Origin of the sequence: Pseudohalocynthiibacter sp. F2068, from assembly GCF_023015645.1 — a bacterium.
Lineage (GTDB): Bacteria > Pseudomonadota > Alphaproteobacteria > Rhodobacterales > Rhodobacteraceae > Pseudohalocynthiibacter > Pseudohalocynthiibacter aestuariivivens.
In genome coordinates, this window is the sequence record NZ_JALKAK010000008.1 from 73,505 (window position 1) to 97,279 (window position 23,775).

Sequence of the window (23,775 nt, forward strand, 5' to 3'; positions counted from 1 at the left end):
TTGACTCACAAGTTAACAAAAAAAAGTGGTCTGTAAACATGTTTGTCTTACATTAGGCGATTCAGATGAAAGCATGAAATTTTTCTTATGTTTTTATGTGATTATGAAACTATCGCTGCGAAATTTCATTCATGATTTCGATAAGGGCAGCACTGATTCCCGCCTCCGACAAGGCGTGACCAGACAGTGAAACCAGGTTCAGATCCGCTTTTGGCCAGCGTTTCGACAGCTCCCATGCAGCGGTTGGTGGACAAATCATGTCGTACCGTCCCTGCACGATTTTTCCGGGGATGTCGGCGATTTTTCCCATGTCTCGTAAAATCTGACCATCCGTTTGAAGAAAGGCACGATTCATGAAGTAGTGGTTCTCCAGCCTCGCAAATGCGTGGGCATAATCTGGCGGGCTTTGGCTCGCGGCTCCGTTATTTGTTATCGACGCCAGTGCATTTTCCCAAGCCGTCCACGCCCTCGCGTATTTGATTTCGGTTGCGGGATCTCCACAAAACAATCGTTTGTTGTAAGCCGCAATCATGTCCCGTTGCTCGTCCTCCGGGATCAGGCCAGAAAACTCTGCCCATAAATCGGGCCAAAACCGGCCAACCCCACCGCCATAAAACCAGTCAAGCTCAGCCTGAGTCGCCAGGAAAACACCGCGTAAAACCAGGTGCCGTACCCGGTTTGGATGCGCTTGTGCATAGACCAGAGCCAGAGTCGCGCCCCAACTGCCACCAAAAACAACCCAGTCACTTATTCCCAATATTTCGCGAATACGCTCTATATCCGCGACCAAATGCCATGTCGTGTTGTTTTCAACGCTGGCGTGCGGTGTTGATCGCCCACACCCGCGCTGATCAAAAAGAACAATACGGTAAACTTTGGGGTCAAAGAACCTGCGCATAACCGGGCTGCATCCACCACCCGGGCCACCATGAAGCACAACAACAGGCAACCCATTTGGATTGCCGCATTCCTCAACGTAAACGTGGTGCCCGTCGCCAACATCCAGTGTCTGTCTGGCGTATGGCTCGACAGATGGAAAAAGAAGCGTAGCTGCGCCTTTTTGACCTGAGTATTTGTCCATAAAAGACCTATATATCGTTTTAAGCCGCGTTTGACGGATGCTGCCTAGAAAACCACATGGGGTCGAGAATGCAAACCACCGAATCCAAAGCCGAGACAACTGTTGACCCGAAAGAGGTTGCAAAGTTTGAAGCCATGGCTGCCGAATGGTGGGACCCGACAGGTAAGTTTAAGCCGCTTCACATGCTGAACCCGTGCAGGCTCGACTATATCACCAGCCAGGTCGCTGCAGAGTTTGATCGTGACCTTACAACCAATCTGCCTTTCAAAGGTTTATGTGTTCTTGACATCGGTTGTGGTGGCGGTCTGCTCTCAGAGCCAATGGCGCGACTTGGTGCAGCCGTGGTAGGTGCAGATGCTGCAGCCGGCAATATTCCGGTTGCGCGCATTCATGCAGAGCAATCCGGTGTAGAGGTCGACTACCGCCACACAACTGCCGAAGATTTAGCGGCCGCCGGCGAAACATTTGACGTAATCCTGAACATGGAAGTTGTCGAACATGTCGCCGACCCGCTGGCCTATCTGACCGCGTGCCAAACTCTTCTTAAGCCAGGCGGTCTGATGCTGTGCTCAACAATAAACCGGAATCCCAAAAGCTTTATGGTGGCGATCGTGGGTGCCGAAGTCATCATGCGCTGGCTCCCTAAGGGAACGCACGATTGGAACAAATTCATCACCCCGGATGAGTTGTATGAACTGATCCGCAATGCCGGGTTAGACCCGGTCGACCGCAAGGGTTTTGTGTTCAACCCGATAAGCTGGAACTGGTCTTTGTCAGATCGTGATCTCTCGGTCAATTACGTTACTGCGAGCCTTAAGGTTCAGGATTCCTGATCAAGCCGCTCTCGCAATTCGCGCAAAACCGGAAGCGCGCCCCTGACTTTGTCTTTGCCGATCTTTTTAACAACGTCGCTGATAATCGGGATAATCGCCTCAAGGGCAACGTCACAGGCCGCGCGGCCCGCAGGGCTGATCGAGACAAATTTTCGGCGGGCATCTTCCCAGTCTGGTCGGACATGTACATGCCCCGCCCATTCCAGCTTTGACAATGTATTGGTCATAGCACCACGCGTTACGTGAAAAGCACGCGCCAATTGGCCAGGGGACCGTTCATCATTTACATGCGCCAAATGGTTGAGAACCGAAAAATGAGATATCTCCATCCCTTTCGGGAGCGCTTTTGACAAACGGTTGCGCGCAAGCTGATCCGCCATAAATATTTCGCCAAACAGCGCTACAGCAAGAGGATCATTAAGCTCGGACATCAGGGGCCTTTAAAATCTCTGTCATGTGTCAGGGACGGTATCTTTTTCCGGCACTTATCTACGTCATCAAGATCAAAATCAACGATAGTTACGCCGGGGTTTTCGCCGCCATCTGCCAAAATCTCGCCCCAAGGGGAAACAGCCAGAGAGTGACCGTATGTTTTGCGCGGCGCCCCAACGGTAATCGGGTGTATACCACATTGCGCTGGCGCTAGAACGAAACACCCGGTTTCAATTGCACGCGCCCTTAGCAGAGCATGCCAATGCGCTGCACCAGAAACAGGAGAAAACGCTGCCGGGCTGGTCAAGATTTTTGCCCCGGCTTTCGCCAGCGCCCGGTGCAAATGAGCGAAACGCACGTCATAGCAAATGGTCATTCCAATTTTGGCGAAGTCTGTTTTTGCTACGACAGCGTTACTGCCAGGCCGGTACCCCGCTGATTCACGAAACGTCTCTGTTTCATCAATATCAACGTCAAACATGTGTATTTTGTCATATCGCGCCACGATCTGACCTGCAGGCCCAATCAGAAACGAGCGGTTTGCGAATCGGCCATCCGGATCGTTTGTTTTTAGTCCAAGCGATCCAATCAGAACCCAAATACCCAGTGTTTTTGCTTCTGCGCGTATTGCCGCCAACGTCAGATCATCTGCTTCGGTCTGCAAAACACTTTGCTGGTGGTTGCGGCTATTGGAGACGCAGTTGGTAACTTCTGGTGTCAGCGCAAATTTGGCACCTTCCGCTGCAGATTGCCGAAGGTAATCCAGCGTTACGTCCAGATTTTTCTCCGGCAGATCCCCAGCGTTAAGTTGCAAAAGTGCGACACGCATATTCAGGCTACCAACATCGGGTCAAGCGCGCGCCGTCGGTCAAGCTCGTAAATCTCGTCGCATCCACCAACATGTTTTCCGTCAATGAAAATCTGTGGCACCGTCCGCCCGCCCTTCGCTCGTTTCATCATTTCCTGACGCTTCGAAGAATCGCGAGAAACGTCAACCTCTTGATAAGAAACACCTTTTTTATTTAGCAAATGTTTCGCGGCGACACAAAAGCCGCAAAAAGGTGTCGTGTAAATCTCTACTGGTTTCATAGTCTGTACCCTAGTTTCCGTGAACTATAGGCATTTAGGCATCCTTCGCAACGCGCGCCAGTATCAACACGAAAACTTCAACAGCGCCCGCAGAAAAGCATGCCTCGGTACATGCCGCCAAAGTTGCACCAGACGTCATTACGTCATCAATCAAAAGAACCGGGCGGTTTTCAAACATTTCATGGCGCTTTGGATTTGGACGAATCACATCCGTTAGTGCCTGAAACCTTTCGTCGCGCGTTAAGCCATCCAAAGGTGCCGTTCGCGAAGTGCGGCGCAACAAATCCGGACAGAATTCAAGGTTTGCCTGCTTTGAAATGGTTTTTCCCAAAAGTGCTGCCTGATTATACCGGCGCTTCAGAAGCCTGCTCCAATGAAGCGGGACAGGCGCAACCAACATATTGGGCTTTATCAGCGAGGCGCCCGCCCGTAGCATCCAGCCAGCCGCTGGGCGAACAAGGTCCTCTCGGTCGCCATGCTTCAAGGCAAGCACAATCTTGCGGCTATTTTCTTTGTACAACATGGCCGCCCGGCCTTTATCCCAAGGGCGCGCAACGGTTATGCAATCATCACAATGAACCATTTCCGGGCCTGCTGATCCGGGCAATGGAACGCCACATTTATCGCAAATCAGGCCAGAAATGAATGTGGTATCACGCCAACATGCTCCACAAAGTGCGAACTCGCTTTCAACCAATTTCCGGCAGGTCACGCATTGCGGCGGAAATATCGTGCGTAGGACACTTTGCATCCGTTTCTCATCCATCTAGATTGCGCCGAAGCTAAAGGACGCGAAATGTCAAAACCCGCTGAACTGACAGACCGAAATGCACTTGAAATGCACCGTATGCGCGCGTTGTCTGCACCTGCGTTTTTCCTGTTGGAAGACACCGCAGACGAGATTCAAGAAAGACTGAACGAAGTTAACAGAGTATTTAAAACAGAGGCTGTCGTTGCGCCTTTTCCAAATTTTTGGGCAACGCACTTTCCCACTGCAAAAGTTGTACCCGATGAAGATCTTTTGGATTTTGAGCCAGAAGCACATGACTTGATTGTCGACGGTCTGTCTCTGCATTGGTCGAATGACCCGGTCGGGCAGCTAATACAGATACGTCGCGCGCTTCGCCCGGACGGGTTGTTTTTGGGGGCAGTGTTTGGTGGGCAAACACTACACGAACTTCGGTCCTGTCTCGCAGAAGCGGAGATATTTTTAGCGGGTGGCCTGTCACCTCGCATCGCACCCATGGGCGAAATCCGTGATCTTGGCGCAATCTTGCAAAGGGCGGGATTTGCGCTTCCCGTTGCTGACACTTCGGTCAAAACAGTTTCTTATCGCTCCGCCTTTCACCTTATGAAAGATTTGCGCGCCATGGGCGAAACCAACGCGCTGGCCCAGCGCCGTAAAACAATTCCACCCAAAGCCCTGTTCGCTGAGGCAGCAAAAATTTATGCTCAGAAATACAGTATGGCCGACGGTCGAATTCCCGCGACATTCGAAATCGTCTATCTGACCGGATGGGCACCTGACGAAAGCCAGCAAAAACCGCTTCGCCCAGGTTCGGCTAAAGCACGTTTGGCGGATGCCCTTGGCACAACCGAAACACCAGTTTCAGATTAAAGTTTCCGCCAAGATTGACCCTTTCGAATAAGCCACTATCTGTTGCACACCACGAAATTTATCAGGAAACATTATGACGCAATCATTTCTGCCCGAGGGGCACCCGACGATCCCGCCTGCACGCGTTGGGGTTCTGATTGCAAACCTTGGCACACCGGACGGATATGATTACAGGTCGATGCGGCGGTACCTGAACGAGTTCCTGTCAGACCAGCGTGTCATCGACTATCCGGCTTGGAAATGGCAGCCGCTTTTGCAGCTCATTATTCTGACAAAAAGGCCATTTTCTTCGGGCGCAGCCTATAAAAGCATTTGGAACGAAGAAGCTGGTGAAAGCCCGCTAATGACAATTACAAAGGCGCAAACCAATAAGCTGCGCCAGGTTTTGTCAAAGCGATATGGTAATCAGGTCGTTGTTGATTTTTCGATGCGCTACGGAAATCCGTCTACAAAATCAAAGGTAGAGGCGCTAATTGCTGCCGGTTGCCAAAAGATCTTGTTCTTTCCGCTCTACCCCCACTACGCTGGCGCGACAACTGCAACGGCGAATGACGCTTTTTTTAAGGCCCTAAGCGACGCCACCTGGCAACCTGCGGTGCGCACGGTCCCAGCTTACTTTGAACAACCAAGCTATATAGATGCATTGGCCCAATCCGTTGAGCGCGCTTATGCTAAACTTGATACGCGCCCGGACCATTTGATCGCGTCTTATCACGGAATGCCTGAACGCTATCTTACCCAAGGTGATCCATATCACTGTCAATGCCAGAAGACTTCGCGCCTTTTGAAGGAGCGCCTGGGCTGGGACGACGGCGAAATTATTACGACATTTCAGTCAAAGTTCGGGCCGGAAGAGTGGTTGAAGCCCTATACCGTCGAAGAGGTGGCGCGCCTTGCCAAAGCTGGCAAGAAGAACATTGCAGTCATTGCGCCTGCCTTTTCGGCGGATTGCATCGAAACACTTGAAGAGATCAACGAAGAAATTTTTGAGAGTTTTGAACACGCGGGCGGAGAAAAATTTACATATGTCCCGTGCCTGAATGATGAAGACGCGCATATTAGCGCGCTGTCAAACGTCATCGAGCAGAATTTATGCGGGTGGCTAGACTGAATTTTCTTTTGACAAGAAAAAAGGCGGTGCAAAACACCGCCTCTTTTTCTCAGATGTGACGCGTACTATTAGCTAGCAACAGCAGCAGCAAGTACGACAAACAGCAAAATTGGAACAACCATGTTACCGCCTGAAGAAGAAGATTGTTCTTCCACGATAATCTCAGGTTCCATCATTGGCTCGCTCATGTTGCCAGCGAAAGCTGTGGTAGCAGCAACTGACAGAGCAGCAGCAAGTGCGATTTTTTTCATTTTTTCTCTCCAGAAATAGCATCGGGTCGCAATTACAGTCGACCCGAAGCACCCAACACCGTATCTCGTGCCGGGTTCTAACCAGTAAAATAAGGCATTTGCAAATGTCTTGCGTTCTGGAGCCTCTGTGACGAGCCGATTGTCGCTATATTAGCAACACTTGGGTTCCGACGGTCGCAAGCTCAAACAATTCAGAGATATTCTCGTTGTACAGTCCAATACAGCCGTTGGATGATCTGCGCCCAATTTTTCGCGTATCGTGCGTGCCGTGAATTCGGTAGTAGGTCCAGCCCAGATACAGCGCATGTGTCCCAAGCGGGTTATCAGGGCCTGGGCCTACGTAGTCTGGCCATTCTGGGTTGCGGATTTTCATTGAGGGTGTCGGACTCCAGCTGGGGCCTTCCACCTTGCGTGCAACCCTAGTACGGCCACGGCGCGTAAGCTCTTCAGACATCGGAACCGAAGTTGGATAAAGTTTGTAAACCGTCTCTTCCTGGTTCCAGTAATGAAGTGCGCGCGACGTGGTATCCACCAAAATCGCACCGCGTCTTAGATTATCGAAATAAGGTTGCCAGCGTAGTGATCGGAAACTTGAGATATTGCGGCGCACTGCCTCCGAAATTTCGCCCTCAATTTCCACAGAGTCGCCAGTGGATTGCGCAATCGCCGGGGCGGCAAGTCCACCAACGAAAGCGGCAGTCGTTCCTAAAAACAATCTACGGTTCATTCTGTTTTTCTCTTCAGTATTCATTGTAGCATCCGTTTCCTGACTGGTGCACACATCCATATAGACAATATGGCGAGAATGCCTCAGTCGCAAATCAAACAAGCGTTAGATTGCCGGTTCAGGGATATGTGGGTTTGAACAGCAACGCCTAAGCCGCTAGAGAAAGAAAATTATTGAATAGGGACGGTTATCAATATGGTACGGTTTTTTGGTCTTCTCCTTGCAATGGTGCTTGGCCTATCGGCTTGTAGCCCTGAATTAGCTCCGCTTGGGCCTGATGGAAAACCTTTACCGCGGGTATACCGAATCGCTAATAGTTCTGAGGTTCAGTTCCGTATGCTGGATTCCATAAATGCGTTACGTGAAGCTGCGGGCGCAAGCAGCATCAGCTTGGATAGCAAGCTGACAGCCGCAGCAGCGACCCATTCGCGCGATATGTCGATACAAAACCGTCCATGGCATTTTGGCTCAGACGGATCGTCGCCATTAGACCGGGTCGCGCGCACAGGGTACCCCGGTATTATGTTGGGTGAAAACATATCTGAAACATATGAATCAGAGCTTGAGACCCTGTCTGCATGGATGGAACAACCGGATACGCGCAACATTATTCTGGATACCAATGCGACAAAGATGGGCTTTTCCTGGCATCAGGAAGCAAACGGGAAAATCTGGTGGACGCTGATACTGGGCAGCTAAGGCCTGCCTCTGCTCGCTAGCTGTAAAGCGATATCGGCGTGCCGATTTCAACCATGGAATAAATTTTCTCCATTTCTCGGTTGCTTACCGAAATACATCCCCATGTCCAGTCTTCACCGCGTTTGTCAAAGGGTCTGGCTGCGCCGTGAATAAAAATATCACCCCCGGGGGGCTGGCCTAAGGCGGCCGCTTTCGCGCGGTCGTTTTCATTTGGATAAGATATTCCAAGTGATAAATAAAATTCACTGTTTGGGTTCCGCCGGTCGATAATGTAGTGGCCTTCCGGGGTTTTCCCGTCACCTTCGATCTGCTTATGGCCATCTGGCGCGAAGCCCAGATCTATATCATAGGCTTTTAAAGACCGGTTTTCATTCAAAAGGTACATCCGACGTTCACCCTTGAACACAACAATTCGGGTCACTTCTGGGCCCGAATAAGTTAGAAATTTGGAAGAACTGCAGGAGCCTAGCGTTAAAGTCGCTGCCAGCCCCTTTAGAAACGTTGCCCTACGCATTTTTACGCGCCTCAAAGTTTTTAATTTTCACAACTAGATACAGCATTTTAGCACATTTTGATAGTTGGTTTAGAATATTGGACATCAAACAGACGTGAACGCGCTGAGCAACGTATCAGGTTTTTCGAAATGCAGTGCACAGCTCAATATGAGGGGACCAACGAAACTGGTCGACGACCTGCAACATTCCCAACTGATACCCGTGGTCAACCAAATGTTTTGCATCGCGCGCGAAAGTAACCGGATTGCACGAAATCATCGCTATACGCGGAATATTTGATTTTCCAAGCTCTCGCACCTGCGCCTCTGCGCCAGCGCGCGGTGGGTCAATCACCACTGCATCAAACCGCTTCAGTTCATCTGGCATAAGTGGCCTGCGAAACAAATCGCGTGTTTCTGTTGTGACGCGTTTCAGACCCTGCGCCAACCGCCACCCTTTGTCCAAAGCGGCGAGCATCAAAGCGTCACTTTCAACCGCATGAACTTCTGAATGCGCCGCAGCAGGAAGCGAAAAAGTTCCACACCCAGCGAAAAGATCAACAACATGTTTAGCACCTGAAATAGTCTCTAACACTGCGGAACTCAGCATTTTTTCGCCTTCTAATGTGGCTTGTAAAAAGGCACCTGGTGGCGGAACCACGCTTGCCGAGCCAAACTGTTGGGCCGGGGAAAACCGCTGTGCGATCAGTTCATCATCCCACGTAAGACGCGCCAAACCATATGTCTCAGCGATCCCTGCAAGCTCGACCCTCTGTTTGCCATCCGCTGGCCCTACACCCTTAACCGTTACATCAATTCCTGAATCACTTTGCGCGACCAGAAGGCTGATTTCACTTTTGCGTGACGCCCCGATGATTGTGAGCGCCTCCAAAGCAGGCGTGGCGCTTAGAAGGGCAGGATGCAGCAATTCGCAATTGGGAATCTGAATGATTGTATCGGAAGCGTGCATATGAAACCCAACCAATGCGCCTTTCTTGGTGCGGCGACCAGAAAGCGTTGCGCGCCGCCGCGATTTTGGTGGCGAGGTCACAATGGGTCGCATTTCAGCGCGCAACCCCTGCGCTGCAAGCGCTGTTTCAACAACGCCCAGCTTCCAGTTGGCCACAAACTCATCAGATGCGTGCTGCAACAAACATCCCCCACAAGATTTCGCGTGTGAACAAGGGGGCCGAACACGATCTGCAGAGGGTGTAATGATCTTTGGCGCAACTATACGGCCGTCCTGAACCTCGCCAGAGACAACTTCGCCCGGCAAAGCCTGTGCAACAAAAACCGGGCCAGTAGTTATCCCATCACCCTGATGTCCCAATCTCTCGATGGTTACTTCAATCACTCTGCCGCCTCGTTGATCCCGATAAAGCCGCCTGATTGCCTGCTCCAGTACCGCGCGTAAAGCCCGCTTTTATGCAAAAGCTTCTGATGTGTGCCGATTTCGGCAATTCTGCCCTCTTCAAGTACCACGATCCGGTCCATCCGTGCGATGGTTGACAAGCGGTGCGCGATTGCGAGCACGGTTTTGCCTTCCATTACCCGCTCCAACGCCGTTTGGATTGCCGCTTCCACTTCGCTGTCAAGCGCGCTTGTCGCTTCGTCCAGGATCAGAATTGGCGCATCTTTCAAAATTGCACGCGCAAGCGCGATGCGCTGCCGCTGACCTCCAGACAGTTTTACGCCACGCTCACCCAGATGCGCAGCGTACCCACGGCGTTCTTTAAGGTCCTGCATCCCTTCGATAAATTGATGGGCTTCTGCACGCAGCGCTGCCTCTTTTACTTGCTCGACAGTTGCGTCTGGATGCCCATAAAGGATGTTGTCATGGGCAGAGCGGTTAAACATTGCCGTTTCCTGAGTAACTGTACTGATTTGCTGTCGCAAACTTTCCTGCGTTACATCTCTCAGATTCTGTCCATCAATGAAAACAGCGCCTTTTTCGGTGTCATAGAGACGAAGCAACAGCGAAACCAGTGTTGATTTTCCTGCACCTGAGGCGCCGACAATGCCAAGTTTTTCACCAGGGTGAATCGTAAGGGATACGTTGTCTATCCCGCCCTTTTCGCGCCCATAAGCGAAACTAGCGCCTTCAAACCGTATCTCTCCGCGTGTGACCTTCAAGGCAACTGCATCAACTGCATCTGGCAAGTCATGTGGCGGTGTCAGGGTGCGCATGCCATCTTCGACTTCGCCAATGTTTGCGTAGATCGCCATCAGAACGAAGCTTACCCAACCCGTCATTTGCGCAATACGGATAGAAACTGCGCCCGTCGCGGCAATGTCCCCCGGGCTAGCAAGGCCAAGCGTCCACAACCACAACACACTGCCGAGCAAAAAAACCGGCAGGGTGCCCGCAATTGTCATCAGCGAGAAACGAAAAAGGGTCGCTATCGTTCCCGAGTAAATTTTCTTGAGTCGCCAATCTTCCATCGCGTCGAGCGCAACAGCATCTTCGTGGCGGTGATGGGCAAACAGTTTGACAGTTTTAATATTTGTGACGGTGTCCACAATTTGACCCGTCAGATTTGCACGCGCCCCGGCCTGCGCGGCAGACCTTACCCGGATCCGCGGCATAAACCACCGGATCAGCGATAGATACCCAACCAACCAAACGGCCAGAACCAAAGCAATACGCCAGTCGATCGTGGTAAGCAGCAATGCCGATCCCACAAGTGACGCCAGTGCAAACGCCACGACGTTGATTAATTCAACGACAACTTCATTCACCGCGCGTGACGTTTGCATCTGTTTCTGTGCAATGCGCCCGGCAAAGTCGTCATCAAAAAAGCTGATCGCGTGGCCAAGCGTGTACCGATTGAGGCGTGATAAAACCAATGTTGTTATGTTCGGCGCAACGGCCAATGACTGCATGGCTGCGGAGGTTCCGAAAACCAGCGGGCGCAGGACCACGAAAAACGCCGCGATTCCAAGCAACATAAGCCAGCTGTCTTTTACAAAATCGGCCCCGCCCAAAATAGCGCCGTCAATGACCAGGCCCAACAAAAGCGCTGTCATCACTTCCAGCACACCAGCAGTTGCTGATACGGCCGCTGCCAAGCCCAAAATCGGCATGGCACCCTTTAGGCACCATTTGAAAAACGCGGCGAGTGTGCGTGGTGGCGGGCCATCAGATGGCGAAAACCCGTCTATTAGTGACGATAAATTCACTCTGCCGCCTCTTCCGTCCCGATGAATCCGCCAGATTGTCGCGCCCAGAACCTTGCATACAGGCCCCCCGCGGCAAGAAGTTCTGAGTGGCTTCCTTCTTCGGCAACCTGGCCGCTCTCCATTACCAATATCCGGTCCATATGTGCTATCGTTGAAAGGCGGTGGGCAATGGCAACGACCGTCTTGCCTTCCATCATCCCATACAGCGTGTCCTGGATCGCGGCTTCGACTTCGCTGTCAAGCGCACTTGTCGCCTCATCCAGTAACAAGATAGGCGCATCTTTAAGAATAACCCTTGCAAGCGCGACCCGTTGCCGTTGCCCGCCTGAAAGCTTCACGCCACGTTCGCCAACATGTGCGTCATAGCCTTTGCGCCCCTCAGGGTCTTCCAGCTCGAGAATGAAATCATGCGCCTCGGCCCGCTTTGCGGCCTCGACAACTTCTGCCCCCGACGCGTCGGGGCGCCCATAGAGGATATTTTCCCGTATCGACCGATGCAGAAGAGAGCTGTCTTGCTGCACCATACCAATCACACGGCGAAGACTCTCCTGCGTTACCTTTGAAATATCCTGGCCATCGATCAAGATTCGCCCCTTGTCCGCATCGTAAAACCGCAGCAAAAGCTTCACAAAGGTGGTTTTACCTGCGCCTGATCTGCCGATTAGCCCAATCTTTTCGCCCGCCTGAATTTTTAGATTTATGTTAGAAAGCCCACCCGCCTCGCGGCCATAGTGGTGGGAAAGCTCACGCGCTTCGATCAAACCGTTTTTGAATACCAAGGGTTTGGCACCAATCGAATCTACCAGTGTAATTGGCTGCGCGATGGTTTCCATACCTTCAGAAATGACCCCAAGGTTGCGGAAAAAGCTGGACAGCGCCCACATTATCCAGCCTGTCATTGCGTTCAGGCGTAGCGTCAGCGCAGTAGCCGCAGCAACGACACCAATCGTTGCGCTGTCGTTCATCCATAGCCAAACCGCCCAGCCAACAACCCCAACAATCAACAAACCGTTAATCGCGACAAGTGAGACATCCATTTTGGTAAAGATGCGCATCTCTATTTGAAAAGTCTTGCGCGTATTTTCAATGGCCTCTTTGGCGTAGCCAAGTTCTGTATCGTGATGCGCGAAGAGTTTGACAGAGTGAATATTCGTATAGCTGTCCACGACCCGTCCCGTAACCTCGCTTCGCGCGTCAGACGCGGCCTTGGAGGCGGGCCCAACCCGGCGCATCGTCCAGTTCACAAGCATTCCGTAAAGCACCAGCCAGACAACAAGGGGTATGGCAAGCCGTGCGTCTGCCTCGGCCAGCATCACGCCGGCGCCAATGAAATAGGCTGTTGCAAAGGTCAGCGCGTCAAAAACCTGAAAAACCGCCTCGCCGGCTGCGGGCGGCGTTTGCATTATCCGGTTTGATATACGGCCTGCAAAGTCATTCTCAAACCAGCTAACGGATTGACGCAAAACATGTTTGTGCGCACGCCAGCGGATCATCGTGCCAAAATTAGGCAAAATGGAATTGTTCAGAAGGGCAACATCCAGTGCCTGAAAAATTGGCCGCAAAATCAAGATGAACGCGGCGACCACGATGAATTCTAAAACGTAATTCTCCCGCACTTCCGCAGGCGTGTTGGTCGTTAGCACATCAACAACCCGGCCCATGTAATAGATGAGGCCCACCTCTACCATCGCAACCACAAAGGACATGATACCGACACACCAAAAGACGCGCTTAAACGGACGCGCGTATTCCCGCATGAAAGGCCAAAGCTTTTGCGGTGGCTGGTCGCTCTCCGGATAAGCGACGTAAGGATCAACGAGTCGCTCGAAAAAACTAAGCACTAGGTGCCTCTTTTGCGTTGAAAGGTGTTTTCGCTCTCCTAAGGAACACTAGGTTAGCGGTAACTTCAAGACGACGCTGTGCTGCCAGCTTCGATTAGCGGCATAAAATCGAGATTAGCAACGGGTTTGCCTACTCCAAAAAGATCAGAACAACGCAACCAGCGATCATGACGCCCATCGCAACATTGAACCATCTCAGGCGATCCGCAGTGTTTATCCAGCGCGTTAATGCCTGCCCGGCAAGCGCCCAGCTAGACGCCGAAGACACGCCTACGACCAGAAATACCGCCGCAACAATTAAAGCAGAAAGCACTTGGTTTTCGCCTGTAATGAATTGTGCGGGTATTGCAATGGCCATCGCCCAGGCCTTTGGATTGACCCATTGAAAACCCGCCGCTTCAATAAAGTGGAATGGCCGGGCAGAGTTTGTTCCTGAAGAAAGGCCGCCGCTCGTGGCGATCTTCCAGGCGATATACAACAATAGGCCCGCACCGCCCCAACGAAGTATTTCCCGCATGAACTGACTTTGTTCAAACAAAGCGCCAAGAAAGAAGCCAACCATAAAAACCATAAAAGAAAAGCCCAGCGCAATTCCCAGAATATGCGGCAGCGTCGAACGATAGCCGAAATTCGCACCGGAACTCGCGACAAGCGCATTGTTTGGGCCGGGCGTGAAGGCAGCCGTAAAGGCAAGGCCGATCAGTGCCAGAAGGCTATCGTAGGTCATGCGCGTTCCTGTTGGGTCTGTAAGGCTGACAGAAACCTGTGTCTGGCCCAACAAAAGATCAAGACAGAAGCGCCTTTTTTGTCAGTTTAAAATCTGATGCGATCCATTCAGATTCTAAATGATTCAGATGCGCGCCCAAGGTTTCGCCAATCAGGTCTGGCATTAAATCCGCAGCCTTGATTGGAAAGACTGCTTTCGCACCTCGTTGTATTTCCAGCCTTACTTTTGGGGGTAAAACTGTCTCTAACAACGCGAAATTTAACAAACATACATCAAACGCCGCCTTCTCACCAAGCTTGTAACCCAAGACGGCGGCTGCGGAACCCTGACCGACATTCTTGACAAGAAGGTCAAGTTTGCGCGCCTCATCGCGTGAAAGACGCAATGCCGCGCCCTGCCCGTTTCCGCCCAACGCCGCAAGCCTGCGTATCGGATCAGGAGCGGTTTTCGTTTCCTGTTCAACATGAACCAAAACAGAAAGCGCCTTGGCGTCAGACCCGGGCAAAACACATTGTATCACCCCAGTATGCTGCATGGCTGCGACAGCTGGCGCGGGATCGGGTGCCGAAAGGAGCTTCTTCATTTCTGCGCCAATGCGTTCCTTCGAAAGCGACGCTATACCTGAAATGTTCGCGGCACAGGCAGCCAACCCCTCGGCATCCATGCCGCCTGCTGGATCACCGTACCATGCGTAGAAACGAAAGAACCGAAGGATGCGAAGGTAGTCTTCCTTGATACGCCTGTCCGCGTCTTCGATGAATCGAATACGCCGCGCTTCTAGATCTGGCAGCCCGTCCAACGGGTCAAGAACCGTACCGTCGGCGCTGGCGTAAATTGCGTTGATGGTAAAATCTCTTCGGCGGGCGTCATCGATCACAGCGTCCGAGTACGCGACAACGGCGCGGCGGCCATCCGTTTCAATATCACGGCGAAACGTGGTTATTTCATGCGGGATACCGCCTGAAACGACCGTTACTGTCCCGTGGTCTATGCCTGTCGGAACAGCTTTCAAGCCGGCCGATTCCACAAGTTCCATAACCCGGTCCGGGCGAGCGTCCGTTGAGATATCGATGTCGGATACAGACGCGCCGATAAGCGCATTTCTTACGCAACCACCAACGAAGTACGCTTTGTGACCCGCATCCGTGAGCGCGCGAAAAACGGCTTGTGTTGGTTCGGCTGAAACCCAGTCACCTACCACGCGCGTCATCAATTCAACCTTTCCGCAAGCCCGCGCAATATTCGTGCGGTTGCGCCCCATATATAATAGGGACCGAACGGTACGGTATAGTAGTAGCGCCGCTGTCCCCGCCAATATCTTGATTGCACAGAATATCTATCCGGATTTGTGACGTGATCCAGAGGAACAGAGAACACCTCTTCAACCTCGCCGGGCTCTGGGACAGGCACAAATTTGTCTCTAATTAAGCCCAGAACGGGCACAACTGAAAAACCAGTGACAGTCTCATGGCACGGTAAGGTACCGAGAATTTCGACGCGCTCGCGCGGCAACGCAATCTCTTCTTCTGCTTCACGAAGTGCTGCGTCTTCTGCGCCATTGTCCGTGGCATCGACCTTGCCGCCCGGAAACGCGATCTGACCAGGATGATGCTTTAAACCAGAGGCGCGTTTCGTCAAAACCAGGTGCAATTCGCCTGCCAGTGCCTGTATCGGAACAAGAACAGCTGCCGGCCGCAATACGCGGTTTTCTGGCAGTTGCACGTTTGGATTTAGGTCAAAATCAGACGACTCCGTTCCAGGGCAGCTCAGCGCTGCAATAAATTCGCTGTAGGGTTCAGGCCCCATTATCTGGCTTTCTTTCCGCTTCAAATCCAAGGGTTTTGGGGTCAAGCACATAGTGCGCCCCGCAAAACTGACAATCAGCCGTTACCGTGCCCTCGTCAGTGGTCATGTGTCCAATGTCTTTTGCCGAGTAGATCGAAAGGCTGCTCCGAACCCTTTCTTCAGAACAACTGCATCCAAACTTGATGGGCTGGGCGTCGTAGACACGCGGGGTTTCCTCGTGAAAAAGCCGAACGAGCAAATCCGTCGGATGTACGGAGGGGCCGACCAGCTCCATCTCTTCGACAGAATCCAGCAGGATATTCGCGCGGTTCCAATTTTCTGCAGTTTCTTCATCAAGAAGGTCTGTCGCAATCAAAACACCGTTTTCGCCGCTCCCTCCCTCTCCGTCTGCGAAAGGGGATGCTTTTGGCATGTGTTGCAGCATGATTCCTCCTGCGCGCCAGGTTTCAGGTCCTCCTGCGATTTTTGAGCGTCCGTAGGTCAATTCAAAACGAGTTGGCAATTGCTCTGATTGCGCGAAATAAGACTCTGCACATGCGGAAAGTGAGCCCCCGGCGAGGGGCGTGAGCCCCTGATACGGCACCATCCCTTCGCCCTGATCAATCATGACCGCAAAGTACCCGCTGCCAATCTGACTGAACGGTGTCTTGGATGAATCCAGCCTTTCCTTGTCAAAGCTGGCATATGCCCTAACGCGCGCTGGCTCTCCGTCTTTTGACGGTCCATAGTAATCTGTTGCGATAAGCCGCGCCGGGCCATCACCGCGCACCTGCAACGAAAGCTTCCACCGAAGATCGACGGTCTGGCCAATCAACGCCGTCAAAAGCGCAACTTCTGCAACCAGTGCTTCGATCTGCGCCGGATAATCGTGTTGTGCAAGAACATTGTCCAGAACACCATCCAAGCGTGCGACGCGGCCACGAATGTCTGACCGATCAAGTTGAAATGGCAGGACAGTATCATCCCAGGCGATTCGAGTACTTAGTGACATGGGGTTCCCTTACGCGTCTTGCGTTGGCATACCGCGAGTATATAGGCGGGGCAACCACAGCGGAAAAGAGGCAACAAATGATCAGGCGGTTTGGAGAGTCGGTTAAAGCGGGTGTCAGCTATCGTCGGAGGCCTGGCGCCTACGCGATTCTCGCGCGCGGCACCGATTTGCTGGTGACTCTTCAGCACGAACCAGAATCGGAATTGCAGTTGCCCGGTGGTGGGATCGATCCGGGAGAATCAGCAATTGCCGCGCTTCACCGGGAGGTTTTTGAAGAAACGGGATGGAAAATTGCCGCTCCGCGTTATGTCGGTGCGTTTCGTCGGTTTGTCTTCATGCCGGAATACACATTATGGGCTGAAAAAGTATGTCACATCTACATGGCACGTCCCGTTCTTCAGCTTGGCCCCCCAACCGAAGAGGGGCACACCGCACTTTGGGTTTCAGCTGAAACCGCCGCAAAAGAACTGGGCAATCCAGGTGACAGGCATTTTGTGGAAAGCTGGATTGGTTAACGCTAGCCAGAAAATTCAACCAAAACGGCAGATACATCATCCGGAAAGTCGCGCTCTCCGGAAAATTTAGTCAAGTCCCATAGGAGGGTTTCGAAAAGGGTGTCTCCCTTAATATTGGCGTTTTGCTGCATCAGGCGCATCAAACCACTGTTATCAAGCATGTTTCCTTCTGCGCTTGGACATTCCGTAATTCCATCGGATGGAATCAAAAGCCTGTCACCCCTTTCAAGTCTGACCTGAAATTCTTCAAACTCCGCTTCTTCAATCAAACCTACCGGCATTCCGCCGTCGCCGAAAATTTCAGTTGTTCCGTTAGCACGCTGGACGACCGCATGTGGGTGCCCCGCCTGTGAAAGTGTCACCAAACCGGTTTTCAGATCGATGTTTCCGAGCATCAGAGTAAAATAATGCTCCGTCTCCATCTCCTCCAGCACAAGCTTGTTAAGAAGTGACGCTGCTTCAGCGGGGGGCCGGGGTTGAAAAGACCCGCCCTCATCGACAACCAAGGCGATGTTCTGGTCCGGCGACGTGCCGGAAAGATAGCCCGCCAAGCGCGCTGTCATTAGTGCAGAGGTGATTCCGTGTCCCGAAACATCTATGCCGAACAAACCAACTTTCATTTCACTGATGGGAAAGAAGCCAACTAAATCTCCGCCAACGTGCCCACTTGGTCGTAGTAAAAGCGAAACCTGCGCAGCGCCAAAGTCTCGGTATCGCTCACGCACTAGAGATTGCTGAAGCTTTTTCGCCTCTATCAAGTCACGGTCAAGAATGTTGTAGAGCGACTGAATCTCCGTAAGGGTCTCGCCCACAAGCCGGTTTTTTTCGTTTAGCTCCCGCTCCATTCTCAAAATTCTCTCTCCAGCGGCGATTCGCGCGCGCAGTTCGCCCCCGTTGACGGGTTTAGTCAGAAAATCATCTGCACCCCCGTCGAGGCCATTTGCAATCTCTCCCTTTTCGCTTTTTGACGTGAGAAGGATGAAGTACCCGTAGCTGTCACGTTCCAGTGCACGAAATGCCCGACAAAATTCAACTCCATTCATTCCAGGCATCATCCAATCGCTGACGATCAGATCAATGTTTCGCGTCTTGCAAATCTCCAGAGCCTCTTCACCAGACGCCGCCTCGGACACCAGATAGCCCCAACGTCTAAAATACGCTGTCAGAATTTTCCGCTGCACCCTGCTGTCATCAGCGACAAGGACAGATTGAATTACTTTGTCAGAAAGAAGCTGCGTTTGCAGAGGTTGTTCTGAAACCTCGTGTTTTAAGAAAGCCATCCCGACACCAAAACGTAATTGCGTTGCTACAAGCCTTTGCGTAGCGGCGCAGTCTTAACCGGTTCTGAATCATAAATATGTAACTGTTCCAGATGGCGAGAGTTACCAATTTTTAAGGCTTTGCGCCCTAACATCGAAAGGTCCCGTATAGAGCGCGGAGGAAAGGGTGTGGAAATGATAAACTGGGCGCGCGTTAACGAGCTTCGGCAAGAAGTTGGTGAAGAAGATTTTGGCGAAGTTGTAGAGCTTTTTCTCGAAGAGGTTGATGAAACCTTGACCCGCCTTAAATGTGCACCCGATCCTGATACCTTCGAAGAAGTAATGCATTTTCTGAAAGGCAGCGCGCTGAACCTCGGCTTCCTTCACCTTGGTTCAATTTGTCAGGCAAGCAAGGTTGCCGCGTCGCAGGGTCGTCCCGAAGATGTTGATCTGGAAGCTCTTTTTTCAACATATGCTCTTTCGAAAAAAGAATTTCTACAGTCTTCGGGTGTTAAAATCGCGGCCTAAATTACGAACTCGGAAAGCGTTTCGTCGTTCGTTATATCTCGGAACGTAAAGCCGGCACTCGCCAGTTTTTCAAACAGAATATCGAAATTTTCGGGCCGCTTGGTTTCTATCCCGATCAGAACAGAGCCAAAGTTTCGGGCCGATTTTTTGAAATACTCAAACCGTGCAATGTCATCATCCGGCCCCAACAAACCCAGAAACTCTTTCAATGCGCCCGGACGCTGGGGTAGCCGCAATATAAAATACTTCTTCACGCCAGAAAATCTTTGAGCGCGCTCTTTAACCTCGGGAAGCCGTTCAAAATCAAAGTTGCCACCAGATGTAATGCAGACCACCGTTTTACCCCTGATCTGATCGGCAAGTTCCGGCAACACATCAACAGAAAGCGCGCCCGCTGGCTCAAGAACGATACCCTCGACATTCAGCATTTCGATCATCGTTGCGCATATGCGGTCTTCTGGCGACAAAAGAACATCTTCAGGTTTGATACCTTTAAGCGCCTTAAAGGTTTTTTCTCCAATCCGGGCAACCGCAGCCCCGTCGACAAAGTTGTTGACGCTGTCCAGCGTCACTGGCTCCCCCGCTGCGACCGCCGCCGTTAGGCTTGCGCCGCCGCTGGGCTCCACGAAACGAAGTTCGGTCTTGGCGCCTATTGAACGAAGGTAGGAACGGATCCCCGCCGATAGGCCGCCACCGCCAACCGGTAAAACAATCATATCTGGCGCGCAGGAAAGCTGTACCAGAATTTCTGCCGCGACCGACGCCTGACCTTCGATCACATCGTCATCATCAAACGGAGAAAGAAAATGCGCCCCAACCTCTTTGCAATAAGCCTCGGCAGATTTGAGGGTGTCGTCAAAGTAGTCTCCGGTAAGGCGAATTTCGATTGAATCGCCTCCAAAAATACGTGTCTTATCAACCTTTTGCTGTGGTGTCGTGACGGGCATAAAGATTACCCCATGAACGCCAAAATGCTTACAAACAAAAGCCACGCCCTGTGCGTGGTTTCCGGCGCTTGCGCACACAAAAGTGTGCTGATCTGGCCTCTTCTCAAGCTCTTTGAGCATAGCGTTAAACGCACCGCGTATCTTGTAAGAACGGACCGGTGAAAGATCCTCTCGTTTCAACCAGATTGATGCCTCATATCGCTGCGAAAGGTGATCATTTCGCAGCAAAGGTGTCTCTGGAAACACGCTGCGCATTTCTGCTTCTGCAGCGCGCGCTTTTTTGGAAAAGTCATTCATATACCAGATGTGCCTTGAAGCACGTGTTGGTGCAAGTCTGATCCAGCGTAATTGCGGCGACCGAGAGGATAATTGGCGACCGCGCAAATAAGAAAACCTCGCATTTGCAGCATTGTTCTGCGGCTTGCCTTGCCCTGCACCAAAAAACCCGATAATCGCCGAGCGATTGCTCAGACGACGGGAGTCCCTTATGTCCGCCCCAAAAAAAGTTGTGCTTGCCTATTCCGGGGGTCTAGACACCTCTATCATTTTGAAATGGCTACAGACCGAATACGGTTGCGAGGTTGTAACCTTTACCGCAGACCTTGGCCAAGGCGAAGAGCTGGAACCGGCGCGCGCCAAAGCAGAGCTGTTGGGGATAAAGCCCAAAAACATTTTTATTGAAGATGTGCGCGAAGAATTTGTTCGCGACTTCGTGTTTCCGATGTTTCGTGCCAATGCTGTCTACGAAGGGCTCTACCTTCTTGGTACATCCATCGCCCGGCCGCTGATTTCCAAACGCCTGATCGAGATCGCAGAAGAAACAGGCGCAGATGCTGTTGCGCATGGCGCAACGGGTAAAGGCAACGATCAGGTTCGGTTCGAGCTTTCTGCCTATGCGCTTAATCCTGATATTCGGGTCATCGCCCCTTGGCGCGAGTGGGATTTGACCAGCAGAACCCGTTTGCTTGATTTTGCAGAAAAGAACCAAATCCCCATAGCCAAGGACAAGCGCGGAGAAGCACCGTTCAGCGTTGACGCCAACCTTCTGCACACGTCCTCCGAAGGAAAAGTTCTGGAAGACCCGGCAAATGACGCGCCCGACTATGTCTATCAACGCACCGTTCACCCGGAAGACGCACCAAACGAGCCCGAGTTTATTGAGGTTGGCTTTGAGAAAGGGGACGCCGTTTCAATTAATGGCGTCACGATGAGCCCGGCTGAGGTTTTGACCAAGCTAAACGAGTTTGGCGGAAAGCACGGCATCGGCCGTCTTGACCTTGTTGAGGGTCGATTTGTTGGCATGAAGTCACGCGGTATTTATGAAACGCCGGGCGGAACTTTGTTGCTCGAGGCGCACCGAGGCATCGAATCCATCACCATGGACCGCGGCGCGATGCATCTAAAAGACGAGTTGATGCCAAAATACGCAGAGCTTATATACAACGGGTTTTGGTACAGCCCAGAGCGTGAAATGCTGCAAGCCGCCATTGATCATAGCCAGGAATTTGTCACCGGTACGGTACGGATGAAGCTATACAAGGGCCATGCGCGTACAGTTGGCCGCTGGTCAGATTATTCGTTGTATTCCGAAGAGCATGTGACCTTTGAGGATGACGCAGGCGCATACGACCAAAAAGATGCTGCTGGTTTCATCAAACTCAACGCCTTGAGATTGCGCTTAATCGCAATGCGAAATCGCAGGGCACACTGACGCGTTTCGCGGGCGAAACACCCTTAAAAACAACAGCTTTAAATAAGGCCGGATTGCGATGCAGTCCGGCTTTTGAGCCAAAATTTAACCAAAGTTAATATTTAGATTAGCGCTAGGTTTAGGTTTTATTTCGCGTTTTGGCTCATAAAGCCAATTTGCGGCTGTGTTTAGGTTTAGGGTAATGCCAGTTCGGACGATAACGATTTACGAGGTGAACAATTCCTACGTTTCCAGTGGGTCTACGTCGCCTATTTTAAACGTTGTCACACTAACCATAAACGACGACGACGGTGTTCTTGATGCGAACAGCGGTGCTGATAGTGGGACTGATCAGACCTTTACCACCTCCTTGGGGACGGCATCCGGCTATACCTTCCGTTACAATGATACCAGCTTGGTCGGCGGAACATCCCAGACGATAAAAACATTCCAGCTTGTTATTGGCGGAACGACCCGGTCCTTCATTATGAACGACGCGGGCGACAGTATTCCTGGGGCAACCACCGGGTCCTCGGTAAATTTGCAATCCTACGCAAATTACACGCCGATTAATTATACCGCGTTGCCTTGCTTCGTAACCGGAACGCGGATTCATACGGTAAGCGGTTGGCGCGCCGTAGAAAAGCTCCGCGTTGGTGACAAAATCCCAACGCACGATAGCGGTGTTCAAACCGTGAGATGGGTTGGTTCGGCTACGCTTTCTTACCGCGATCTTCTGAAGGCGCCGCATATGGCGCCGATCGCTATTCCAAAGGGCGCGCTTGGCCCTGACACTCCCAACAGGGATCTTAGGCTTTCGCCGCAACACAAGGTTCTTCTGTCCGGGTGGTCTGTCGAACTTACGGCCGGCCTTGAAGAGGCTTTCGTTCCAGCGAAATACCTGGTTGGAAAGAATGGGATCCTCATTGATCAGACCTGTGCAGAAGTCACCTATCACCACATCCTGTTCGACAGGCACGAGGTGATTGTCAGCGAGGGCTTGCAAACGGAAAGCTTTTTGCCTGGCGACACAATCCGAAACGCGATGGACAAAGAAACGCTACGTGAGATTCTTTCGCTTTTTCCAGAACTTAGCGATCCGAAAAGTAATCGGCAGACGCAAAATGCACGCCCGGTTTTAAAACCTTATGAAATCGCTGCTTTAACCATGGTCGCGGCCTAAAGGCTCAGTTTCTTTAAAGACAGTTTTTCATAGAAAGGCATCGCTTCCTGCGCGACTGCTTCGTAGTCGGGACTAAGACGTGGCAATCGTCCCTCAGCGCCAGCAAAGCCGGTGCTCCGGTGAACAGCGCCATACCAGTGTTTGGCCCAGACACCGTCTTCTCTATGACCACCGGCCGGCCAGCTTAACATCGCAGGGTCAAAGTTAAGCCCGATCACCTCGCATAGTTTTGACAGCATTCCCTTCGGATTTTCACGAATGTCGTGCGAATCAATGACAAGCGGCGTACCGCCCATATCCCGGACTTCATCATAAAGTTCTGCCTGCTGGCGAAACCCAATGTCATCTAGAGTCGGGTTTTCGCGCTTTGCGGCGTAGCTCGCTACAACACGTGCCGGGTGGCGAATCAGGAAGACGTTTACAACGTTATTCATCCAGCCCCGGTCAAAACCCTCAACCATATGATGTGTCATGTGTTTTTGATAAAAATGAGGCTTTCCAGCTGGTACAAGACCAATGCACCGTTCCGAAACGCGTTTTGCACAAACGTCACCGGCCGCAATAATAGCATCGCCCATCGGATGTTTCAGACCAGTTACAGCGAGATATGCCGCATAATAGGGCTCATCCCAAACAGCAAAATCTTGACGCGAACCAAAGGAGTACATCATTGCCGTCGAAAGATTTCTTGGTCCGGACCACATTGCGATGCGCATTATAAACTTCTGCCATCCATTTTTCATACACCCGGCTTGTTAGTGGCCTTTGGTCTTT

The 23,775-nt window shown here is 51.8% G+C and carries 26 protein-coding genes; 8 read left to right on the plus strand and 18 right to left on the minus strand.

Features of this window, described 5'->3' with window-relative positions:
• Window positions 1-109: 109 nt before the first annotated feature.
• Window positions 110-1,081: a prolyl aminopeptidase gene (gene pip / locus MWU63_RS10880; protein WP_213889598.1), complete on the minus strand. Its 972-nt coding sequence runs from the start codon at window positions 1,079-1,081 to the stop codon at window positions 110-112.
• 68 nt (window positions 1,082-1,149) lie between these two features.
• Between pip and ubiG the strand changes: the two genes are divergently transcribed.
• Entirely contained in the window at window positions 1,150-1,914 is a 765-nt protein-coding gene (gene ubiG, locus MWU63_RS10885) for a bifunctional 2-polyprenyl-6-hydroxyphenol methylase/3-demethylubiquinol 3-O-methyltransferase UbiG (RefSeq protein WP_213889599.1), read from the plus strand.
• On the opposite strand, the gene MWU63_RS10890 is transcribed toward ubiG, so the two are convergent.
• From MWU63_RS10890 to MWU63_RS10905, 4 genes are read right to left on the minus strand one after another with little or no spacing between them, the layout of a single operon-like run.
• Entirely contained in the window at window positions 1,902-2,345 is a 444-nt protein-coding gene (locus tag MWU63_RS10890) for a MarR family transcriptional regulator (protein ID WP_213889600.1), read from the minus strand. The two genes, ubiG and MWU63_RS10890, sit on opposite strands and share 13 nt — an antisense overlap.
• On the minus strand, window positions 2,345-3,175 hold the full coding sequence (locus MWU63_RS10895; RefSeq protein ID WP_213889602.1) for a carbon-nitrogen hydrolase family protein: 831 nt from the start codon (window positions 3,173-3,175) through the stop codon (window positions 2,345-2,347). Before MWU63_RS10895 ends, MWU63_RS10890 begins: the two co-directional genes overlap by 1 nt.
• 2 nt (window positions 3,176-3,177) lie before the next feature.
• Window positions 3,178-3,435 carry a glutaredoxin 3 gene (gene grxC, locus MWU63_RS10900; RefSeq protein WP_247077862.1) on the minus strand — a complete coding sequence of 86 codons (258 nt, stop codon included), beginning with the start codon at window positions 3,433-3,435 and terminating at the stop codon, window positions 3,178-3,180.
• 34 nt (window positions 3,436-3,469) lie between these two features.
• Complete coding sequence (locus MWU63_RS10905) at window positions 3,470-4,186, minus strand: ComF family protein (protein WP_213889805.1); 717 nt, start codon at window positions 4,184-4,186, stop codon at window positions 3,470-3,472.
• A gap of 45 nt (window positions 4,187-4,231) precedes the next feature.
• Between MWU63_RS10905 and MWU63_RS10910 the strand changes: the two genes are divergently transcribed.
• Both MWU63_RS10910 and hemH read left to right on the plus strand, forming a co-directional pair.
• The gene (locus tag MWU63_RS10910; RefSeq protein WP_247077864.1) at window positions 4,232-5,053 is read left to right on the plus strand and encodes an SAM-dependent methyltransferase; all 822 of its coding nucleotides are present in this window, start codon (window positions 4,232-4,234) and stop codon (window positions 5,051-5,053) included.
• Between the two features lie 73 nt (window positions 5,054-5,126).
• Window positions 5,127-6,164, plus strand: coding sequence for a ferrochelatase (gene hemH, locus MWU63_RS10915; protein WP_247077870.1), 1,038 nt, complete (start codon window positions 5,127-5,129; stop codon window positions 6,162-6,164).
• A gap of 68 nt (window positions 6,165-6,232) precedes the next feature.
• Here the strand turns inward: hemH and MWU63_RS10920 are convergent, their stop codons facing one another.
• Together MWU63_RS10920 and MWU63_RS10925 are read right to left on the minus strand one after the other, a co-directional pair.
• Window positions 6,233-6,415 carry a hypothetical protein gene (locus tag MWU63_RS10920; RefSeq protein ID WP_213889609.1) on the minus strand — a complete coding sequence of 61 codons (183 nt, stop codon included), beginning with the start codon at window positions 6,413-6,415 and terminating at the stop codon, window positions 6,233-6,235.
• A gap of 145 nt (window positions 6,416-6,560) precedes the next feature.
• On the minus strand, window positions 6,561-7,142 hold the full coding sequence (locus MWU63_RS10925; RefSeq protein ID WP_247077872.1) for a L,D-transpeptidase: 582 nt from the start codon (window positions 7,140-7,142) through the stop codon (window positions 6,561-6,563).
• A gap of 195 nt (window positions 7,143-7,337) precedes the next feature.
• On the opposite strand from MWU63_RS10925, the gene MWU63_RS10930 reads away from it, so the two are divergent.
• Window positions 7,338-7,841: a CAP domain-containing protein gene (locus MWU63_RS10930; RefSeq protein ID WP_247077874.1), complete on the plus strand. Its 504-nt coding sequence runs from the start codon at window positions 7,338-7,340 to the stop codon at window positions 7,839-7,841.
• Between the two features lie 16 nt (window positions 7,842-7,857).
• Here the strand turns inward: MWU63_RS10930 and MWU63_RS10935 are convergent, their stop codons facing one another.
• The 8 genes from MWU63_RS10935 to MWU63_RS10970 all read right to left on the minus strand — a co-directional run bounded on the left by MWU63_RS10935 (window position 7,858) and on the right by MWU63_RS10970 (window position 16,879).
• Window positions 7,858-8,355 (minus strand): L,D-transpeptidase family protein, encoded by a 498-nt coding sequence (locus MWU63_RS10935; protein WP_213889616.1) that lies wholly within the window; start codon window positions 8,353-8,355, stop codon window positions 7,858-7,860.
• A 115-nt stretch (window positions 8,356-8,470) separates the two neighbouring features.
• The gene (locus MWU63_RS10940) at window positions 8,471-9,685 is read right to left on the minus strand and encodes an RsmD family RNA methyltransferase (protein ID WP_213889806.1); all 1,215 of its coding nucleotides are present in this window, start codon (window positions 9,683-9,685) and stop codon (window positions 8,471-8,473) included.
• Window positions 9,685-11,514 (minus strand): ABC transporter ATP-binding protein, encoded by a 1,830-nt coding sequence (locus MWU63_RS10945; protein ID WP_213889617.1) that lies wholly within the window; start codon window positions 11,512-11,514, stop codon window positions 9,685-9,687. The genes MWU63_RS10940 and MWU63_RS10945 overlap by 1 nt, the downstream gene beginning before the upstream one ends.
• Entirely contained in the window at window positions 11,511-13,355 is a 1,845-nt protein-coding gene (locus MWU63_RS10950) for an ABC transporter ATP-binding protein (RefSeq protein ID WP_213889624.1), read from the minus strand. The genes MWU63_RS10945 and MWU63_RS10950 overlap by 4 nt, the downstream gene beginning before the upstream one ends.
• A gap of 130 nt (window positions 13,356-13,485) precedes the next feature.
• Window positions 13,486-14,082, minus strand: coding sequence for a LysE family translocator (locus tag MWU63_RS10955; RefSeq protein ID WP_213889630.1), 597 nt, complete (start codon window positions 14,080-14,082; stop codon window positions 13,486-13,488).
• Between the two features lie 58 nt (window positions 14,083-14,140).
• Complete coding sequence (locus MWU63_RS10960; protein WP_247077875.1) at window positions 14,141-15,292, minus strand: CCA tRNA nucleotidyltransferase; 1,152 nt, start codon at window positions 15,290-15,292, stop codon at window positions 14,141-14,143.
• Window positions 15,292-15,888 carry a CoA pyrophosphatase gene (locus MWU63_RS10965; protein WP_213889633.1) on the minus strand — a complete coding sequence of 199 codons (597 nt, stop codon included), beginning with the start codon at window positions 15,886-15,888 and terminating at the stop codon, window positions 15,292-15,294. The genes MWU63_RS10960 and MWU63_RS10965 overlap by 1 nt, the downstream gene beginning before the upstream one ends.
• Window positions 15,878-16,879 (minus strand): Hsp33 family molecular chaperone HslO, encoded by a 1,002-nt coding sequence (locus MWU63_RS10970; RefSeq protein WP_213889634.1) that lies wholly within the window; start codon window positions 16,877-16,879, stop codon window positions 15,878-15,880. The genes MWU63_RS10965 and MWU63_RS10970 overlap by 11 nt, the downstream gene beginning before the upstream one ends.
• Window positions 16,880-16,956: 77 nt before the next feature.
• Between MWU63_RS10970 and MWU63_RS10975 the strand changes: the two genes are divergently transcribed.
• Window positions 16,957-17,394, plus strand: coding sequence for an NUDIX hydrolase (locus MWU63_RS10975; RefSeq protein WP_247077877.1), 438 nt, complete (start codon window positions 16,957-16,959; stop codon window positions 17,392-17,394).
• A gap of 2 nt (window positions 17,395-17,396) precedes the next feature.
• On the opposite strand, the gene MWU63_RS10980 is transcribed toward MWU63_RS10975, so the two are convergent.
• A complete protein-coding gene (locus MWU63_RS10980) occupies window positions 17,397-18,674 on the minus strand; it encodes a SpoIIE family protein phosphatase (RefSeq protein WP_213889637.1) in 1,278 nt (425 codons plus the stop codon).
• Window positions 18,675-18,848: 174 nt separating this feature from the next.
• Between MWU63_RS10980 and MWU63_RS10985 the strand changes: the two genes are divergently transcribed.
• On the plus strand, window positions 18,849-19,181 hold the full coding sequence (locus MWU63_RS10985) for an Hpt domain-containing protein (protein ID WP_213889638.1): 333 nt from the start codon (window positions 18,849-18,851) through the stop codon (window positions 19,179-19,181).
• Here MWU63_RS10985 and ilvA read toward each other — a convergent pair.
• On the minus strand, window positions 19,178-20,425 hold the full coding sequence (gene ilvA / locus MWU63_RS10990; RefSeq protein WP_247077879.1) for a threonine ammonia-lyase IlvA: 1,248 nt from the start codon (window positions 20,423-20,425) through the stop codon (window positions 19,178-19,180). The genes MWU63_RS10985 and ilvA overlap by 4 nt on opposite strands.
• Window positions 20,426-20,615: 190 nt before the next feature.
• Between ilvA and MWU63_RS10995 the strand changes: the two genes are divergently transcribed.
• Both MWU63_RS10995 and MWU63_RS11000 read left to right on the plus strand, forming a co-directional pair.
• Entirely contained in the window at window positions 20,616-21,839 is a 1,224-nt protein-coding gene (locus tag MWU63_RS10995; protein ID WP_213889640.1) for an argininosuccinate synthase, read from the plus strand.
• A 181-nt stretch (window positions 21,840-22,020) separates the two neighbouring features.
• A complete protein-coding gene (locus MWU63_RS11000; protein ID WP_213889641.1) occupies window positions 22,021-23,001 on the plus strand; it encodes a Hint domain-containing protein in 981 nt (326 codons plus the stop codon).
• Here the strand turns inward: MWU63_RS11000 and MWU63_RS11005 are convergent.
• Window positions 22,998-23,717, minus strand: a complete 720-nt coding sequence (locus MWU63_RS11005) for an HAD family hydrolase (RefSeq protein WP_213889642.1) — start codon at window positions 23,715-23,717, stop codon at window positions 22,998-23,000. The two genes, MWU63_RS11000 and MWU63_RS11005, sit on opposite strands and share 4 nt — an antisense overlap.
• Between the last annotated feature and the right edge of the window lie 58 nt (window positions 23,718-23,775).